General features: G+C 68.8%; 12 protein-coding genes. 4 read left to right on the top strand and 8 right to left on the bottom strand.

What is annotated here, in order from left to right:
* The 3 genes from AB0C20_RS00695 to AB0C20_RS00685 all read right to left on the bottom strand — a co-directional run.
* The coding region (locus AB0C20_RS00695) for a cellulose-binding protein (protein WP_357566914.1) at positions 1 to 1,420 on the bottom strand (1,420 nt) is incomplete at its 3' end.
* A gap of 233 nt (positions 1,421 to 1,653) precedes the next feature.
* On the bottom strand, positions 1,654 to 2,343 hold the full coding sequence (locus tag AB0C20_RS00690; RefSeq protein WP_357178327.1) for a hypothetical protein: 690 nt from the start codon (positions 2,341 to 2,343) through the stop codon (positions 1,654 to 1,656).
* Positions 2,336 to 2,836: a sigma-70 family RNA polymerase sigma factor gene (locus AB0C20_RS00685; RefSeq protein ID WP_238687504.1), complete on the bottom strand. Its 501-nt coding sequence runs from the start codon at positions 2,834 to 2,836 to the stop codon at positions 2,336 to 2,338. The genes AB0C20_RS00690 and AB0C20_RS00685 overlap by 8 nt, the downstream gene beginning before the upstream one ends.
* A 181-nt stretch (positions 2,837 to 3,017) precedes the next feature.
* On the opposite strand from AB0C20_RS00685, the gene AB0C20_RS00680 reads away from it, so the two are divergent.
* Together AB0C20_RS00680 and AB0C20_RS00675 are read left to right on the top strand one after the other, a co-directional pair.
* Positions 3,018 to 6,248: a S8 family serine peptidase gene (locus AB0C20_RS00680; protein WP_357178331.1), complete on the top strand. Its 3,231-nt coding sequence runs from the start codon at positions 3,018 to 3,020 to the stop codon at positions 6,246 to 6,248.
* Positions 6,249 to 6,523: 275 nt separating this feature from the next.
* Positions 6,524 to 7,045, top strand: coding sequence for a class I SAM-dependent methyltransferase (locus tag AB0C20_RS00675; RefSeq protein WP_357566913.1), 522 nt, complete (start codon positions 6,524 to 6,526; stop codon positions 7,043 to 7,045).
* Positions 7,046 to 7,139: 94 nt separating this feature from the next.
* On the opposite strand, the gene AB0C20_RS00670 is transcribed toward AB0C20_RS00675, so the two are convergent.
* The 3 genes from AB0C20_RS00670 to AB0C20_RS00660 form a co-directional block, all read right to left on the bottom strand.
* On the bottom strand, positions 7,140 to 8,672 hold the full coding sequence (locus AB0C20_RS00670; protein ID WP_357178337.1) for a non-reducing end alpha-L-arabinofuranosidase family hydrolase: 1,533 nt from the start codon (positions 8,670 to 8,672) through the stop codon (positions 7,140 to 7,142).
* Positions 8,673 to 9,199: 527 nt separating this feature from the next.
* Positions 9,200 to 10,834 carry a protein kinase gene (locus AB0C20_RS00665; protein ID WP_357566912.1) on the bottom strand — a complete coding sequence of 545 codons (1,635 nt, stop codon included), beginning with the start codon at positions 10,832 to 10,834 and terminating at the stop codon, positions 9,200 to 9,202.
* A 227-nt stretch (positions 10,835 to 11,061) separates the two neighbouring features.
* Entirely contained in the window at positions 11,062 to 11,640 is a 579-nt protein-coding gene (locus AB0C20_RS00660; protein ID WP_357178344.1) for a DUF3455 domain-containing protein, read from the bottom strand.
* 69 nt (positions 11,641 to 11,709) lie between these two features.
* On the opposite strand from AB0C20_RS00660, the gene AB0C20_RS00655 reads away from it, so the two are divergent.
* Positions 11,710 to 12,774: a low temperature requirement protein A gene (locus tag AB0C20_RS00655; protein WP_357566911.1), complete on the top strand. Its 1,065-nt coding sequence runs from the start codon at positions 11,710 to 11,712 to the stop codon at positions 12,772 to 12,774.
* A 95-nt stretch (positions 12,775 to 12,869) separates the two neighbouring features.
* Here the strand turns inward: AB0C20_RS00655 and AB0C20_RS00650 are convergent, their stop codons facing one another.
* Positions 12,870 to 13,982, bottom strand: a complete 1,113-nt coding sequence (locus AB0C20_RS00650; RefSeq protein ID WP_357566910.1) for a ricin-type beta-trefoil lectin domain protein — start codon at positions 13,980 to 13,982, stop codon at positions 12,870 to 12,872.
* Between the two features lie 404 nt (positions 13,983 to 14,386).
* Between AB0C20_RS00650 and AB0C20_RS00645 the strand changes: the two genes are divergently transcribed.
* Positions 14,387 to 15,946 (top strand): hypothetical protein, encoded by a 1,560-nt coding sequence (locus AB0C20_RS00645; RefSeq protein WP_357566909.1) that lies wholly within the window; start codon positions 14,387 to 14,389, stop codon positions 15,944 to 15,946.
* Positions 15,947 to 16,113: 167 nt separating this feature from the next.
* Here the strand turns inward: AB0C20_RS00645 and AB0C20_RS00640 are convergent, their stop codons facing one another.
* Positions 16,114 to 16,395, bottom strand: a complete 282-nt coding sequence (locus tag AB0C20_RS00640; RefSeq protein ID WP_357178357.1) for a hypothetical protein — start codon at positions 16,393 to 16,395, stop codon at positions 16,114 to 16,116.
* Positions 16,396 to 16,889: the final 494 nt, after the last annotated feature.

Below are 16,889 nucleotides of genomic sequence, written 5' to 3'. Positions count from 1 at the left end.
GCCCGGCCGCAGCAGCTGGATCTGGTCGTCGATGAACTGGCCGCCAGTGCGGTCGGCGACGGCAAGTGCCATGGCCAGCGCTACCACGACACTCAATCGGCGGTGGCGTCGTCGGCGGCGGGGTGGTCGGCGGCGGGGTGGTCGGGCCGTCAGTCAGGACCGGCGTCGGCCAGTCCCGCCAGTCGGCCAACCGGCCGAGCGCCTTGCTGGAAATCCGGATCACACCCGGCTCGTTGCCCGTCCTCAGCAGGAACTTGCGGATGTTGTTCTGCAACGGGGTACGCCACTCGGAGCGGTTGGCGCAGTGGCTGCCGTCCTGCACGTCTGACCAGTAGGTGATGTTGTCGCCGGCGCCGAGCGCCTTGTAGACCTCCGCGCCGCCCAGGGCCGCGACGCTCGCCGACCGGGGGCCGAGGTTGGCGATGTGCGGGTTGTCCATGATGAACAGCCCGCGCGGTGCCACCATGGCGACCATCTCGTGGGTGTCCACCGGGAGCCGGTTCGGACTGCCGGTGAAGGATCCGAACGCGTCGCCCAGCCAGGGTTGCTCCCCGTATGCGCTGCTCAGGCTCTGCGCGCCCTCACCCGGGATACCCCGGAAGATCGGGACGCCAGCGCTGCCCGACTCGATCGGCATGGTCAGGGCGATGCGCTGGTCGAACACACCGATCGCGAAGGCACCCTTGCCGTAACGGGAACAACCGGTGACGCCCATCGCGTCCGCCTTGAGGATCCTGCTGTCGGACTGCTCGATGACGTCGATGATTCGACTCACGCCCCACCCCCAGGCGGCGAGCAGTCCGGTGCTGCTCGATGAGCCGTAGATGCTGTAGAACGCGCCCTGCTTGTTGTTCCGGGGAGTGCCCTCGCGCCCGACTGCCAACGGGTCGTAACTGATCACGGCAGCACCGGCGGCCTTGATGGTGGCCGTGTCCGCACCGAACCCGCCGACCACCACGACGGCGGGGAAGGGACCGGTGCCGCTGGGCAGCTCGACCCGCGCCGAGAAGGTGGAGCTCCTGCCGTTGTGTGCCACGTTGACGGTGATGGTGCTGTTGGACACCGTCCCCGTGACCGTGGCGGGCTTGGCCGGCTTGTCGCCGAAGACGAACTTCTCGGCAAGCTCCTTGATCTCCGCCCGCCGGCAGCGCCAGTCGGACTTGGCGGTGATGGTCGTCCCGTTCAGCTTCTTGAAGGGGTCGGGGAGCTTGGCGTTGGTGGGCAGCGAGCCCAGGTCCGGCAGACCGGCGACGGCGCAGTCGACGCCCTCGTCCTCCACTGCCACGGCCAGCGTGCCTGCTGCGGCGTGGGCGTTCGTCGTTCGTGTCACTACCGATACCGATCCGGCGACAGTGAGCGCTGCCAGCGCCAGCACGACGACAATGGACCGGGTCCTGGAACGGCCCGAGGGAATGGTCACTAGAGGTCTCCTTCCGAGGTGGTGATTACAGGAAGGGACGAAGCGAGATCGATGATCACGATTGCCAGCCACGTCAAGCCTGGGCCGGCCCATCGCAGAGTGTCAATGTTTTTCCGAAAGTTTCGGCCCTATATCATCGAAACCTTTCGACGCCAGCCTCCGGCTCGACGGGCGGCATCACGTCCGCGCCGCACCACACCGACGCCACGATCGCGGCCCGCCGTCGAGGCCGCTCACCTCGGCCCGCGGTCCAGGAACTCGTACGTGGTGGTCAGGCCCTCGGGCAGGTCGGGGACCAGGGCGTTGGTGCCGTCGACCACCTGGACGTAACGCCTGCCATGGAAGATCGAGTAGCTGCCGTCCGGAACCTGATCGATCCGGAAGAGCTGCGTCGAGGCGGCGGCATCACACGCCCGGCCGCGTACGCTGCCCGGCGCTGCGTCGTGCACGACCGTCATGCAGATCGCGTCGGCACCGGACGCCAGGAGGACCCGGTACCTGTCGCCCTCGGGGCGCAGCACCCACAGCGCCCGATCGTCGATGCCCTGCTCGGTGGTGGCCCGCACCTGGTCGCCGTCGCTGTCGATCGCCAACGTGGCCCCGCGCATGCCGGGCAGCAGGATCTGGACCTGCCGCCGGCCACCGAGGATCTCCTGCGGTCCCGCCGAGGCGGTCTCGGACGGGACCACTGGCGGTACGACAGGGGTGGCCGGACCGACACCGGGCGTCTCGACGTTGTCCCGTACCCGCACCAGGGCGGTGCCAACGGCGAGGGCCACCACGGCCAGTCCCGCCGCGCCGACGGCCGCCCGACGCCGCCGACGCCGGTCGCTGCGGTGCCGCAACGTCTGTGCCCCCGGCAGCGTGGTGACTTGCCGGACCTCGTCCACGATCGCTGTGAGATCGTCGCGCGGATCAGCCATGGGAGGTCTCCTCCTGGTGCGCATCGGTCAGCAACCCGGCCATCGCTCTCCGACCACGGGCGAGGTACGTCTTCACCGTTCCGACGGGGGCCTCCATCTCGGCTGCCACCTCCGCGACGCTGAGGTCGTTGAGATGGTGCAGCACAACCGCCCGCCGCTCGTTGGCGCTCAGCCGTTGCAGCGCCTGCAGCAGTGCGACGTGGTCCTCGTTCAGTCCGGGCACGCCCTGGTCGACAGCGGCCCGGCGGTGTGCGCGTACCCGGTTGAACGCCTTGCGCCAGCTGCTCACCGCGATCCGGGAGGCCACCCGGCGTACCCATGCCTCCGGACTGTCCGTCTCCCGCACCGTCGCCCATCGCTGCCAGGCCCGCATGAACGCCTCGGCGACGGCGTCCTCCGCCTCGGCGCGGTTGCCGGTGAGCGCGTACACGTGACCCACGACCCGACCCGCGCAGGCCGCGTAGAGGGCGTCGAACTCTTCGGCGTCACGCATCCGACCGGTGCCCTCCCATGCCTCGTCCCCTGGTCACCGCCGCATCGAACTCGCCAGGGTGGACAGCTCACGTCGGCGCGGGGTGCGATTGTGGCCTCTGTCACACCAGGGTGATCAACCTAACGACCTGGTCAGGCGTCATCGTGCCGACCCGGGAGACGCCCGTGTCGGAGAGGACGATGTGCGACGACGGCAACGACGCGCCCTGACAGCCGGCGTACTCGCGACCGCGCTGGTTGCGGCGGGCCTGATCGCCCAACCGGCGAACGCGCAGGAAACGCCGACGGCCACGGCCCCCGGCACCCACGGAACCTTCACACTGATCACCGGTGACCGGGTTTCGCTGGACGCGGCCGGGCGCCCACAGATCCAGCGCGGGCCGGGTCGGGCCGGCATGCGGTTCGTGAGCAGCCGGGAGGACGGTCACCAGTACGTCATCCCGGTGGACGCGATGCCCTTGGTGCGAGACGGGCGGCTCGATCGACGTCTGTTCGACCTCAGCACGCTCGGCGATTTCGGCTACGACGACCGGGCAGCCGAGTTGCCGCTGCTGGTCGCGTACCCCGAGAACATGGCGGCGCGGGCACGGACCGCGACCACCGGGGGCGCCGGGCGGGTGCGGGCCGATCTTCCGGCCGCGCACGCGCTCGCCGTCCGGGCGGACCGGGACGACCGGGTGACGCTCTGGACGTCGCTCACCCGAGGTACGACGTCCGCTCGCACCCTCACCACGGGCGTCACCCACATCTGGCTGGACGGCAAGCGCACCGTCTCCCTCGATCGCAGCGTGCCGCAGATCGGTGCCCCGGCGGCGTGGCAGGCCGGTTTCGACGGCACCGGCGTCACAGTCGGCGTGCTGGACACCGGGATCGACGCCGGCCACCCCGACTTCGCCGGGCACCTCACCGAGGTCCGGGACTTCACCGGCGGCAACGACCCGAGCGACGCGGTCGGCCACGGCACCCACGTGGCCTCGACGATCGTCGGCAGCGGTGCCGCCTCCGGCGGCAGGTATCGCGGGGTCGCGCCAGGGGCGAAACTGCTCGTCGGCAAGGTCTGCGCCACCACCGAATGCCAGGACTCGGACATCATCACCGGCATGCAGTGGCTCGCGCCGCAGACCCGGGTGGTCAACCTCAGCGTGGGCGGCGACGACGCACCCGGCCTCGACCCGCTGGAGACCGCGGTCCAGGAGCTGAGCCACGAGTACGGCACCCTCTTCGTGGTCGCGGCCGGCAACGAGGGGAAGCCGAAGTCGGTCTCCTCGCCGGCCTCCGCCGACGACGCTCTCGCCGTCGCCGCCGTGGACGCCGACGACCAGCGGGCCTACTTCTCCAGCCGGGGCCCGCGCGTCGGCGACAACCACATCAAGCCCGAGATCAGCGCGCCGGGCGTCGACATCGTGGCCGCCGCCCCGGGCGGTGACTACGCCACCATGTCGGGTACGTCGATGGCGACCCCGCACGTGGCCGGCACCGCCGCGATTCTCGCCGGGCAGCACCCGGACTGGTCCGGCCCGCAGCTCAAGGCCGCCCTGATGGACTCGGCCAAACCGACCGGCGAGGACACGATCTACGAGCAGGGCGCCGGCCGGGTGGACATCGCCCGCGCGGTCGCCCAGCCGGTCGCCACCGACATCGCCGCCATCGACTTTCCGGTACAGCGCTGGCCGCACGCCGACGACAGCCCGATCACCCAGGTCGTCGGCTACCGCAACTCTGGCACCGCGCCGGTCACACTGACGCTGGCAATCGCTCCGGCCCCGGCCGGCATGCTCACCGTCAGCCCGGCCACGCTCGTGGTGCCGGCCGGCGGCAGCGCCAAGGCGACGATCACCGTGGACACCCGGGTGGACGCCCCGGACGGCGTCTACCAGGGCGCGCTGACCGCGACCGCCGCCGGCGACCTGCGGGTACGGACGCCCTTCGTGTTGAACCGTGAGATCGAGAGTTACGACGTGCGGCTCAACCACACCGGACGCGACGGCAGGCCGGCCACCGAGTACACGACAGTGGCGGCGAACCTGACCACCGGAGAGTTCAGCACCCTCCCCGCGACACCGGGCGGCGGCGTCCTGCGGCTGCCCAAGGGTCGGTACGCGTTGTACAGCACCATCCACGAGGGTGCCGTGTCGACACTGCTCGCGCAGCCGGTCCTGGACGTACGCGGCCCGGTCACCGAGGCGGTAGACGCCCGCAACGCCAAGCCGGTCGCGTTGACGGTGCCGCAGCGCGACGCCGCGCCGATCTCGATCAACGTGAGCGCCAACTGGGACGACGGCATGCGCTACCCGGGCGTCCAACTCAGCGGAGTCTCCTTCACTGACATCTTCTTCGGCCGGCTCGGGCCCGCCGTCACGGCACCCGAGTTCACCGCGACGCTGGGCGTCGGGCTCGCCCGGCCGGGCACTGACGGCACCTTCCGGAACAGCCCCTACACCTACGACCTGGCGTACGTCGGCACTGGCGACATGTTCACCGGCCTGACCAGGAAGCTGTCACCGAAGAACCTCGCCACTGTCAAGACGACCTACCGCAGCCAGTCCACGACGGCGACGGCAACCCGGTTCCACCGCGCGTCGGCGCCCGGAGGCGCGGGCCCGATCGGGTCGAACACGCCTGTCGACCTGCCGTTCAAGGGCACCGAGTACTACAACACCGACGGCGGCATCGTCTGGACGTCCACGTTCGTCGAGGGGGACAACCTCACGACGCAGGATTCGACAGTCAGGTCGGGGCGTACGTACACCCAGACCTGGAACGCGGCACCCTTCGGGCCCTCCGTGACCCAGGCGCCGACCCTGTCACCCCTGGGGTACGCGGGCCGCGACGGCGACGCCATCTCGATCGCGTCGGTGCCCCTGTTCGGCGACGCGACCGGTCGCCCCGCGAGCCGCGACGACCAGCCGGTGCGGTTCCGGCTGCTGCGCGACGGTAAGGAGATCGGCACCTCGGACAGCCCGTGGGCCGAGTTCGCGGTGCCCGCCGGGAAGGCCACCTACCGGCTGGAGGCGACCGCCACCCGAGGCGCACCGGACACCCTGTCGACGTCGGTCTCGGTGGCCTGGACCTTCACCTCGGCGCACACCACGTCGCCGGAGCGGTTGCCGCTGACCACTGCTCGCCCGACGCCAGTGCTCGACGACACCAACACCGCACGGGCCGGCCGGGTCATGACGATCCCGGTGGCGCTGGACCGGCAGGCCGGCTCGAAGGCCGCGGCCAACCGGAAGCTCGCCGTGTCCGCGTCGTTCGACGACGGCCGGACGTGGGTTGCGTTGCCGGTGATCCGGAACGTCGCGCTGATCAGTCATCCGCGACGGGCCGGGTTCGTCTCGCTGCGACTGACCGCCACCGACACCGCCGGCAACACTGTCACGCAGACGATCCAGCGGGCCTACCGGATCGCCTGACGCGTTGCCCGGTCCGGGGTGGCGGCTGCTGGAGCCGCCGCCCCGGACCCGATCCGAGCGCCTCAGGCGGTGAGGCGCCGGCGATTGACGCTGTCGCGCCGCTCGATCCGGCGCGGTGACCGAGGACACGGTGCACCGACTCCGCCGAGAGGGTGGAATCAGAGGTGTGAGCAGAGAAGGCACCGGCGAGTGACGTCGTGAGGTCCACTCTTTCGACCCGCGCTCCGGGTTCGTCCGGCGCTGGCACGACGCCCGCGGCGAACGAACCGATTCGGGTGACGCCCGCCCATCGGCAGCGCTGGGCGGTGCAGATCATGGCTGTCGCGCCCGACGACCAGGTGCTGGAGATCGGCTGCGGTCGGGGAGCTGCCGTCTCCCTGGTCGCCGGCCAACTCACCACCGGTCGGATCGTCGCCATCGACCGCGCCGCGACGGCGGTGCGGCTCGCGACCGAACGGAACCTGAGCCACATCGACGCCGGTAGAGCCGAGATCCGGCGAGCAGGTTTCGAGTCGGCCGACCTTCCGACCAGCCACTTCACCAAGATCTTTGCGGTGAACGTCAGCCTCTTCTGGTTGGGCGACGCGGCGCAGCAGATCGCGCGGATACGCAGCCTGTTGGCACCGGGAGGCCGGCTCTACGTCTTCGGCGAGCGACCGACCGAAGCGCACGCCACCGCGAACCTCACAGCGACCGAAGCACTGCTCGAGACCCACGGCTTCACCACGACCACATCGAGCGCCACCCGTGGTCAGGGCCGGGTGCTGACCTGTGTCACCGGCACGCCGATCCGATGAGCCTGGGCCAGTCGCAGCGTTGACATGAGCCGGGCGGGCTCGGCGTGACGCCGAGCCCGCCCGTTCCCTGTCAGTCGATCTTGATCAAATCGGGTCAGCGCTGCAGGGTCAGCAGACCCGGCCGGTACGGCAGCAGGCCGTAGTCGACGCCGTCGGAGCTGGGGGAACGCCCCTGGTAGAGCAGTTGCAGGTTGCAGGCGTCGACGGTCATCGTCTGGTCGGCGTTGGTGCGCAGCAGCTCACCGTGGCTGATGTCGTTGGTCCAGGTCGCGCCGCTGTTGACCTTGCCCGCGAACGGGTTGCTCTGGGTCGCGGCCTGCGGGGTCCACGAACCGTTCAGGCTGGTCGCCGTGAACGAACGGAAGTAGCGGCCCGTCGAGCCGATCGCCTCGACGATCATGAGGTACTTGTTCAGACCCTGCAGCTTGTAGACCTGAACGGCCTCGAACAGGTTGTTCTGCGTGTCGCTCATGATGGTCGTGTAGCTGCTGCCGAAGTTGCCCGGGAAGTTCCCGATCGGCATGCTGGCCCGGTAGATCTTGCCGTTGTCGCCGGCGAAGAAGAGGTACATGTTCGTACCGTCACCGATGACCGTCTGATCGATCGGGCCGGTACCGGAGCCGGTGATGCTTCCGGTGAACAGCGGCTGCGCCGCGGACCAGCCGTTCGGGTTGGTGGGGTTGGTGGAGGTCCGGTAGGAGAACGCCGTGCCACCCCACTGGTAGGTGAGCACCCAGATGTTCTTCGGCGCGAAGTAGAAGAGCGACGGCGCGACAGTGCCGGAGTTCATCGTGTTCTGGGTGGCCGAGGCCATCTGCGAGTAGTTCGAGAAGAGGCTGAAGTTCATCGAGCCCCAGCTGCTACCGAAGTCGTGCGTGGTGGCGTAGACCAGTTGCTGGCCGTTGTACGGGGCGACCGTGAAGTCCTTCAGCGACACCCAGCCCGACTTCGGGTTCGCCAAAACTCCGGTGGAGGACCACCGGTACGTCGAGGGAAGGTCGCACGTGCCGCCCGGCGGCGGAGTCGTCGTCGGCGGCGGCGTGGTTCCGTCGACGCGGACGAACTGCCACTGCTGGTTCGAGCCGTTCCAGTCGTCGTACTGCACGATGTTTCCGCCGTCGGCGGTCGAGGCGCCCTGCACCTCCATCACCTTGTTGCTGTTCCGGTTGATCAACCGGACGTAGCCGCTGTCCGAGTCGGCCAGCCGGAACTGCTGGTTGGTGCCGTTGAGGTCACTCCACTGCACGATGCTGCCACCGTTGGCGGTCGAGAAGCCCGAGACGTCCAGCACCTTGCCGGACAGCCGCGACTTCACTCGGTAGTAGCCACCCCCGGAGTCGACGAACTGCCACTGCTGCTGGTTGCCGTTGTTGCGGGCCCACTGGGTGATCCGGGCACCGTCGTTCGTGGCCAGGTTGTAGACGTCCAGGGCCTTGCCGCTGTTGCGGTTGACCAGCACGTACCACGCGTTCGTGTCGACCGACGCCGCAGCGGCGGGAGACGACACCACCGCTACGGCGGCACCACCGACCATCAATGCCGCCGCGCTGGCGGCGAGGATGCGGGGCAACCACCAACGCCGCCGCGACGGCGTTGCGATCGATGGAGACCTATCGAGGGCAGACATGATCCTCCTCCAGTGACCAAGAGCCGAACGGCCTGCCCGAGGGTGGGCGTACCGCGACGCGTGGCCGAGCGCGCAGGCGTCAGAGAGTTAGCGCTAACAAGACGCCGGCGAGCAGTAGCGCACGCCTGATTCGAGATCGACGAAGCAGGGCTTGCCCGGAAAGCCAAGGTGTCGTCGTCCTTAGGCATCGACTGTGAGCGATAACATGCCGTTCGTCAAGACGTAATGTGCTGGGAACATCTGCCGTTGTCGGGCTGTGGATCATGGGGTGGGACCTCTTGAACGGCATTCCCGCAGGCATCGCCCCAGATCCCCGGTCAGGACCACCGTCGAACCCTTGAGGAGGTCCCCGCGAGCGCGTTAACATCGACGACTGCCCATTGCCGGTGGCTTGCTGGTGGCGCCGGTGAACTCAGCCTGACGGGTCGACCGGCAGGCGCGCTGGCGCGGCGACCGCCAGGAAGCGATCGCCGTGCGGGTCAAGGCCCACCGGGTGGCCGGTCAGCAGGAGCCGGGGTACGTCCGAGTCAGACCGCGCCTCGATCGACAAGGCTGAACGTGGTGTTCAGCGGGGCGTCGCCGAGAAACTCGACGAAGATCTCCCTCTTGGTCGGGCTCCACTGCACCGGGCCGTACTCCTCGCTGATGATGGCGTAGGAGGGGCGCCGCTTGTCGTCCTCGCCCTCACGGGATATCGCGAACAGGGTCGCCTTGGTCGGCCGACAGTCGGCTCCCACGAGAGACTTGTACCCCTCTGAGTCGAGCTTGACCCCGAGGCACGGTCGGTGGGCGATGTCCGGGTTGACGGACTTGATCATGTAATCGACGCCGACCGGTTCGAGCACGAAGAGCGCGTCCTTGCCGGTCCCGTCACCAACCTTGAGCTCGCCGTGAGAGGGCAGCGACAGATCGCGGTCGATTTCCACCACGTGCAGCAGGAATCGCCGCTGACCGGCCAGCATGGCCTGGGTGGGGTCCACACTTGCCGACGGTGAGGCGGACGGCTTGCCCGACGCGGGCATGGACGCCGTGGCCGCCGGCCCGCTCGTCGCCGGGCCACCGCTCGTCGCCGGGCCACCGCTCGGCGTCGAGGCGGCCCGGTCCGGCTTGGACTGCCCACCCAACAGTTTTGGGCCAAACAGGAAAGCGGGCACCAGCACGGCGATCACCGCAGCGGTCGCCCCCAGCGCCGTGAGCCAGCCACGCCGACGTGAACCCGCGCGAGAGGCCGTGCCCAGACCCGACGGCGTCGACCGCGCGCCTTGATCATCACCATCGGCGGCGGGCGACACGTTCGGCGGCGTCGCGCCCAGGAGCTGGGCCGGCCCGCCGGCACCCACCGGAGGCGCTGCGGTCAACAACCCGTCGAGCAACTCCCGGGCGGTGGGCCGGGCAGCGGGGTCCTTCTCCAACGCCCGGGAGACCAACTCCCGCAACGGCCCACCGAGACCGGTGAGGTCCGGCGGTTGAGTGAGGATCCGCATCGCGGTGGCGGTAGGGGAGTCGCCCCCGAACGGGCTGCGGCCGGTCGCGGCGTAGGCGACCAGGGCGCCCCAGGCGAAGATGTCCGCGGCCGGGCCCGCCGGACGGCCGGAAGCCGTCTCGAACCGCTCCGGAGCCATGTACGAGACGGTCCCGACCATCTGGTTGGTCCGGGTGTGCTGGCTCGTCGCCTCGAACGCTCGGGCGATGCCGAAGTCGATGACCTTGATCCCACCCGGTGCGACCAGGACGTTCGCCGGCTTCAGGTCGCGATGGATCACCCCGGCGCCGTGGATGGCGGTGAGCGCGGTGGCCACCCCAACCGCGATGCTGTGCAGGCGCGCCGCCCCCAGCGGCCCCTGTGTTCGGATCACCTCGGCCAGACTCGGGCCCTCGACGTACTCCACCACCAGGTACGGCGGGTCATGGTCCGGGTCGGCGTCCAGGACCTCCGCGGTGCAGAACGGTGGAACCTGGCGGGCACGGTTCACCTCGCTACGGAACCGACCCCGGAACTCCTCGTCGTGCGAGAGTTCCGCACGGACGACCTTGACCGCCACGGGCCGCCCCTGCGGCGAACGGGCCAGGAAGACACTGCCCATGCCCCCGTCGCCGAGCCGGTCGAGCACCTCGTACTCACCGAGGCGTGCCGGGTCACCGGGACGCAACCCGTCGCTCACGCCAGATGCCCGCAGACCGCGACCACCGCGCGAACCGTTCCGCCCATCACCCGTCCCCTTAGGTCACTCCGACGCCGGCCGCAGCCTATCTCCCGCCCACCGAATCCCGTCGATGCCGTCCATCAGGCGGCCACTACCGGGGCTTGTCGCCCCGTCACGGCTGACGCTGCTGAAGCCGCCCCCGTCCGCCTGGCCGGGCAGGGGCGGCTTCCGCCGGGACGAGACCCTTACCGCTTCGAGGCCCAGAAGACATAGACAGCGCCGTACGGCACGGCCACCGTCGTGCCGTCGGTGCAGGCACCGGCCGGGGCGACGCCACCCGACGTCAGCAGACGGCTGATGTACGCGACGTTGCCGAGAATGCCGGTGCCGGCATGGGTGTCCACAGTCAGCAGCAGCTCGGGGATGGTCCCCGGCCGTGGGCTCTCCGCTGTCTTCTTCGCCGTGATCAGCGAGCCGTCCCGCTCGGACTGCCAGCTCGGGCCCTTGAAGTGATGGACCCGGCCGCCGGTGCCGATCAACTGCGCCTCCGGCACCGATGCGCCGGTGAACACGCCGCCAGCACACGTGTAGGTCTGCGTTCCGCGAGTGACGACGTACGCGCCGACGGGGCGCGATCCCGCCGGTGGCTTGATTGTCGAGGCGATGTGCGGGATGTCGACCCGGCGTGCGTCGGCGCCCACGGCAGCCGGCGCGGCTACCACGGCAGCGGACGCGTGCTGGGTCACCGCGCCGATCGCCGCCACAACACCGGCCATACCGACGACGGCAACCGCTCGGACCCGCGAGTGAAACGTGCTGAGCATGCGATTCCTCCGTTTCAGGCAGGCGCACCTACGCCCACTTTTCTCTGCACGGACAGCATCTACGTCGCCATGTTCGCGCAACTCTCGATGCAGTTGGCAATGAAACCCACCTGGGGCGGACTGGGACAGAGCGTCATCCTGCTGCTGGCCGCGTGGTGGACCTGGGCGGGCACCGCCATCGACACCGAGTACTACGACCCCCGGCTACGGGTGATCCAGGTTGTGGTCGTCAGCACGATATTCGGCGTGGTCCTGATGGCGGTCGCCGTACCAGGTGCCTACGGCGGGCGCGGCCTCCTCTTCGCCAGCGCGTACGTCGGCCTGCACCTGGCACGGGGGATCATGCTGGTCGTCGCGCTGCGCCCGCACAGGGCGCACGCTCGGGCCCAGCGGTTCCTCTTCTGGTTCGTGGTCTCCGGAACCCTCTGGCTCGTCGGCGCGTTCACCGATCCGGCCTGGCGCACCGGCCTGTGGGCCACCGCTCTCGTTGTCGATTACGTGGCATCCGCGCTGCGTTACCCAACGCCCGGACGAGGCCGCACACCACTCGACCAGTACGGTCAGTTGAGCGTCCACTTCGGGGAGCGGTACCAGCAGATCGCCATTCTCGCCCTCGGCGAGCTGGCGCTGATGGCGACGCTGCAATTCGCCACCGCTGTGTACACCCCCGCTCGGACCGTCGCGTTCTTCGCAGCGATCGTCACCGCGCTGCTGTTCTGGCAGATCTACGGGCTGCAGAGCAACAAACTCGTCGACCGGTCCGCGCACCAGAATCCGCGGCAGGCGGCGCGCCTCGCGCCCTACGTCTACGCCGTCGTGATAACCGGGATCATCGCGACCTCGGCCGGGGTGGACCTCGTTCTCCATGAACCCCTCGGCAGCACTCCTGCGACCTGGCTCGTCCTCATCGTCGGCGGGCCGGTGCTGTTCGTGCTCGGACGGATGGGCTCCGAGTACGTGCTGCTCGGCCAACTCCCGCCTTCGCGGCTGGCCTGGCTGGCACTGCTGATCGGCACCACGCCCGCGATGACCACGCTGGCGCCGATCCTCGTCGTGCTCGTCACCGTAGGCGTCCTGGTCGGCATCACACTCACCGACACCTGGCGCCTCCGGCGTGCGGCGTCCACGGGGTAGCGCGGGCAGGTCAAGAGCTTCATTGCCGGCGAAGTGCGGGAAGGCGACGGTGGTCGGATCACCTGCGATCCGACCACCCGGCGCGACCGTACGAGCTATCGGCGGCTCCACTGCTGGTTGGTCTGACCGGTGCAGGTCCAGAGGACGAGCTTCGTGCCGTTGCCCGTACCCACGTTGTACGGGTCCAGGCAGAGGCCGGACTGCACTCCGGTGATGGTGCCGTTGGCGTTGACGTTCCACTGCTGGTTCGTTCCGCCGTGGCAGTCGTAGATGGTGACCAGGGTGCCCGGGGACGTGCCATAGCCGGCGGCGTCGAGGCACTTGTTGCCGTACACGGTCAGCGTCTTGCTGCTCGTGTAGGTCCACTGCTGGTTGGTGCGGCCGTGACAGTCCCACAACTGCACCTGGGTGCCGTTGGTGGTGGAAGAACCGGGGACGTCGACGCAGCGACCGGACAGGGCACCCACGATCGCGGTCGTCGGCCCGGTGCCGCTGCCCGGGTCGCCGATGCTGCCGGGCACCGACTGCAACGCGCTGTACCAGCGGGCAGCCATCTTGTCGTAACCGCCGGACGTGGGGTGGACGCCGTCGATCAGGTCGGCGGTGGTGAGCGCGCTGTGCATGTCGACCAGGCGCACACGCTTGCCGGCGTTCACCTTGCTCTGCACGATGCCGGGGATCGCCGCGTTGAAGGTGCGCGCGGCCGCCTCCTGGTTGCTGTTGGAGAGCGGGATGATCTGCGCGACGAACACCTCCGCGGTGGGAGCCGTGGTGGTGATCCGGTCGATCAGGGTGGAGAGCCGGTTCGGCGCGGTGCTCACGTTGTAGTTCTGCAGGATGTCGTTGGTACCGATGTGCAGCAGGACGGTCTGCGGTCGTTGGGTGTTCAGCCAGCCGACGATGTTCGCGTCGATCTGGTCGATGCGCCAGCCGGGATGTCCCTGGTGGTCGTGGTCACCCAGGCTGGCCGGCCCGTTGAACTGCGACCCGACGAAGTCCACAGTGTATCGACCGTTGACGAGGCGCTGCCAGAGCCCGATGCGGTACCCGCCCGGCACCTGGGTGCCCTCGGTGATGGAGTCGCCGAGGGGCATCACCCGCACCCCGCCGTTGGATTCCGCGTTGGCCGGGCCGGTCGAGGTCAGCACCCCGGCGAGGACAACACCGAGTGCGGCAGTCGCCGCGAGCCATCTTGCCCTCGTTCGCATAGATTTCTCCCCTGCAGTGGTAGTGCTGACCGAGGAGTCAGGCCGTCGCGACCGCCGCGACATCGGCATGACGATGCCGTCGCAGCACTGGGACGGATTGTTAACGCTAACAGCGATTCCTGTAAATTCTTGTCGCTGATTTGGCCCACGTCAAGCGCCGGCAACCCCGGGCACCTGGCCAGAGCGGCCACTGGAGCACGAGGTGTCGGCAGGACAGAAGGGCATGGTGAGGCTGCCGTGGCGCCAGTGACGCGTACGCCGAATGTAGGCATTTTTCGCATAACACCATTTAAGGTGAGGATCGTTCGACTACCTTCGCCTTGGTGGCGACAACCGATTTGTCGCCTTCTGCGCCGACTGTGACGTGCGGAAACCTGGTGTACGGAGAAGGGCTAGGTAGCTCGATGTCCAACTATCTGCACCCGAACATGAGCGAAGTAGCGGCAGGTCAGGCCAGTCCGCCGAAGCGGCGCCGGGTGCGCTGGCTCGTCGCCGGAGTGGCCGGGTTGACCGGAGTGGTCGGTCTGGCCGCCTTCACGCCGGCCGGGGTGAGCGGAGCGACCGGGAAGAGCGGCAGCAACCCCTCCAACGCCGGAGCGCAGCTCCTCGCCGACGGCAACCGGGGCAGCGGCGACGACCACGGAGGCCGGGACCCGGGCGGCCGCGACGGCAAGGACCACAAGAAGGACGGCGACCATCGAGACGACAGGGGCGACGACTTCCGGTCCGTACCCTGCAACGCCGACGAGCTGATCGCGGCGATCGTCCGCGCGAACGCCGACTCCGGGGCGAAGCTCCGGCTCGCCGAGAAGTGCACCTACACGCTCAACAGATCCGCACCCCAGCCACCGGTGCCCTTCGGTGCGGTCGGCCTGCCGATCATCACCCAGCAGGTCGTGATCGACGGGAACGGGTCCACCATCGTCCGCGCGGCCAACGCCACCCCGTTCCGGATCCTGGAGGTCGGAGCCGGCGGCGACCTGACGCTGCGCGACGCGACCATCAAGGGCGGCCAAGCCGACGGCGGGATTGGCGCCGGCGGCGGTGGCATCCGGGTCGACATCGGCGGCAGGGCCACCATCGAGAACACCGACGTGGTCTACAACCACACCAACGGCACGGGCGGTGGTATCGCCAACTTCGGCGTCACGAAGATCCTCGGCGGGAACGACCACGGCAAGGACTGGGACGGCGAGGACAGGGACAAGAAGAAGGACAGCGGCAGCAACATCAGCAACAACAGCGCCCTGTACGACGGCGGAGGCGTCCACAACAACGGCAACCTCACCGTGCGGAACACCCGGCTGAGCTACAACAACACGATCGGGGTCGTCACCGTTCTGCCCATCGGTGGTGCTGGTGGCGGGTTGTCGAACAGCCAGGTCGCCGTGCTCGAGAACGTCCACCTGGACAACAACACCGCAGGCTTCCGTGGCGGCGGCATCCGCGGCGGCATCAACTCCACCACCGAGGCCAGGAACGTCGAAGTCAACGACAACCGAGCCGGCAGCGAGGGCGGCGGAATCTTCTCCGACGGCGTCTTCCACCTCAAGCACGGCAAGGTCCACCACAACGAAGCCGGCCAACGGGGTGGCGGCGTCTACAACCAGATCGGCCAGTTCGTCGCCGAGGACAGCTGGATCAACGAGAACGTCGCCAGCACGAACAGCACCATCGAACACGGCGGCGGCGTCTACAACGGCAGCGGCACCGTCGTCCTACGCCGCACCCACGTCGACCGGAACCGGGCCATCGGCTCGAACTCCCAGGGCGGCGGAATCTACAACAACAGCTCGCTCACCCTCACCGAAAGCAAGGTCACCGACAACATCTCCATCCTGGCACCCGGCGGGATCTTCAACGACGGTGGCCAGGTCAACGTGGACCAGAAGACGGTGATCAGCGGCAACCGGCCCACGAACTGCACACCGAGCTCACCACCGGTGCCCAACTGCTTCGGCTGATCATCCGATCGCCCCGGCACTCGGGTGGCACGAGGTAGGCATCCGGTCCCGCACAGGTTCGGTCACGAAGATCGGACCCGCGCGGGACCGGATGCCGTCTGCGGAACGACCGTAGGGACTCGAACCGTCGTTCCTCTGGCGTTCGACGATCCTCCGGGTGCGGCGGTTCAGGTATCGATGATGTTGTTGTTCTCGTCGATGCCGTGGCTGCGCCAGTAGACGTCCCACTCGTCGTCGACGTGCTGCGGGACCTTGCCCTCCGGGTAGCGGACGTACGGCGGGGTCGGTTCCTGCCCATCCGGGAAGCAGGCGCTGCCGCCCAGCCCGCCAACAGCGATCGCCGGATATTCACCACCAGAGCAGATGCTCTCCTGGAACGAGCACCCGGTGGTGACCATCAGCCCACCAAGACCGACTACGGCCAGGGCGATCATGAAGCGCGTTCGCATGGGGGGGATACCTCGGCAGATTGGAGACGGAGGAGGCCATGGCGTTGCGGTTCGAGCATCGCGACACCGAGATCGATGTGAGCCTCGTCGACCGCGTGTGGCGCACCCGCTCTGACGCGGAGGAGACGATGACGTCCGCAGCACGCACCTGCTGGCATCTGATCCTCTCGCGGGCGCAGGGACGTCTACTCGCCAGCCTGCGCGGGCCGGAGATGAGGGCGACTACGGCACCGGTCCCGCCGGGCACCGAGTTCCTCGGGGTCCGGTTCGCATTCGGCGCGGTTCTTCGGCCGCATCCCGCAGCCTCGATCGTCGATGGGTACGTGCCGTTCCCAGTAACCGAATCGGGCAGGATCGTCGTCGAAGGGCGGTCGAGCCGAGGCGGAGTCCGGGCGGCGATCCGGCAAGGCGCGGTTTCATCCGGATACCTGTGTTGTATCTGGACGAAACCGCAACGCCGTCGGTCGTCGTTCGGGCCCGCCGCAGGCCGGCCC

Origin of the sequence: Micromonospora sp. NPDC048843 (assembly GCF_040649965.1) — a bacterium.
In the GTDB taxonomy this organism is placed as follows: Bacteria; Actinomycetota; Actinomycetes; order Mycobacteriales; family Micromonosporaceae; genus Micromonospora; species Micromonospora hortensis.
The sequence above is the reverse complement of the archived record's forward strand: the minus strand, read 5'-3'. Positions and strand labels throughout refer to the sequence as shown.